Source organism: Pontibacterium granulatum (assembly GCF_029961155.1).
GTDB lineage: Bacteria > Pseudomonadota > Gammaproteobacteria > Pseudomonadales > Balneatricaceae > Pontibacterium > Pontibacterium granulatum.
This window is the reverse complement of record NZ_JASBRH010000057.1, coordinates 1-1,200: the sequence shown is the minus strand read 5'-3', so window position 1 is coordinate 1,200 and position 1,200 is coordinate 1. Positions and strand designations below refer to the sequence as shown.

1 protein-coding gene is annotated in these 1,200 nt (G+C 55.1%); it reads right to left on the bottom strand.

Annotated features, from left to right (window positions below):
- Positions 1–1,200: isocitrate lyase (locus QKW35_RS21200; protein WP_282356380.1), on the bottom strand; the 1,200-nt coding region annotated here is incomplete at its 5' end.

Genomic DNA, 1,200 nt, shown 5'->3' with positions numbered 1-1,200 from the left:
TTAGCTGAACTGGTTGGAGGTGTTTTTCGCACCGCCCGCTTTCAGCGCGTTCTCACCAGCGTAGTATTCTTTGTGGTCATCGCCCAGGTCGGAACCTGCCATGTTCTGGTGTTTAACACATGCGATGCCCTGACGGATCTCTTTGCGCTGTACACCTTCAACGTAACCCAGCATGCCTGCTTCACCGAAGTACTCTTTCGCCAGGTTGTCTACAGACAGGGCGGTAGTGTGGTAAGTCGGCAGCGTGATCAGGTGATGGAATACGTTTGCTTCACGTGCTGTATCCGCCTGGAATGTCTTAATGCGAGCGTCAGCTGCTGCAGACAGCTCGGAGTTGTCGTACTCAGCGGACATCAGGTTCGCACGGTCGTAAGCAGAAACGTCCTTACCTTCAGCAGCCCATGCATCGTAAGTCTGCTGGCGGAAGTTCAGCGTCCAGTTGAAAGATGGGGAGTTGTTGTACACCAGTTTCGCATCTGGGTGTACTTTACGAACTTCGTCCATCATGCCTTTGATTTCGTGAACGGTTGGTACTGCAGTTTCGATCCACAGCAGGTCAGCGCCCGCATTGATCGCTTCGATGCAGTCGAATACGCAACGCTCGTGGCCAGTGCCCTGACGGAACTGGTACAGACCGGAAGGCAGACGCTTAGGACGTACCAGCTTGCCGTTGCGGCTGATCAGTACGTCACCTTCGTTGGTGTCTTCTGGTGCAACTTCTTCGCAATCCAGGAAGGAGTTGTAAACGTCACCCTGGTCGCCTGGCTCGCGAACAACCGCGATCTCTTTAGTCAGGCCAGCACCCTCGGAGTCGGTACGTGCAACGATCAGGCCGTCATCAACACCCAGTTCCAGGAAAGCGTAACGCAGTGCGCGCAGTTTCGCGTGGAAGTCAGCGTGAGGTACGGTTACTTTACCGTCCTGGTGGCCACACTGCTTCTCGTCAGCAACCTGGTTTTCGATCTGCAGGCAGCACGCACCCGCTTCGATCATCTGCTTAGCCATCAGGTAAGTCGCTTCCGCGTTACCGAAACCAGCGTCGATGTCTGCAACGATTGGCACTACGTGAGTTTCGTGGTTGTCGATCTGGCTCTGGATCTCAGCTTCTTTCGCTGCATCGCCTGCTTCGCGTGCTTTATCCAGTTCGCGGAACAGACCGCCCAGTTCACGTGCATCCGCCTGACGCAGGAAGGTGTACAG